The 341-nt window shown below is 57.2% G+C and carries 1 protein-coding gene; it reads right to left on the bottom strand.

Going from position 1 to position 341, the window contains the following annotated elements:
• Nucleotides 1–145: 145 nt before the first annotated feature.
• On the bottom strand, nucleotides 146–341 hold a 196-nt coding region (locus tag AC3XQU_RS23375; RefSeq protein WP_489876538.1), incomplete at its 5' end, for a hypothetical protein.

The following is a 341-nucleotide window of genomic DNA, read 5'->3' as shown; positions in this document are numbered from 1 at the left end:
GAATATCTCTTTTCATGGTCAACTCCTGGGTTTTTAATTTCGCGGGTGTGAAAAAACGACTGAGGGCGCGGTCTAGAAGCGGAAAGGCCCAGACTTTCGACCCGCCCCCACCCTTACGGCGCGAATCGCTCTCATTTGGGTGTTTTCAACTGTTTTTCTCGGTGTTTTTTGCTTTCGCGGCGCCGGCGGGCAGTAACTCCATCTCGCGGGCGATATCTGCCACGGCCAGCCCTCGGTCTAGTGCGCGCTGGGCATCGCGAACCATTGCCCGGATCGCTTGTTCCTCCAGCCTTGCCGCCATGATCGAAGCCTTGCGGGCAATCATGGTGGCCAGTGCAGTA

Source organism: Telluria sp. AZSoR62 (genome assembly GCF_058111565.1).
This window is presented reverse-complemented; position numbering and strand designations above follow the sequence as displayed.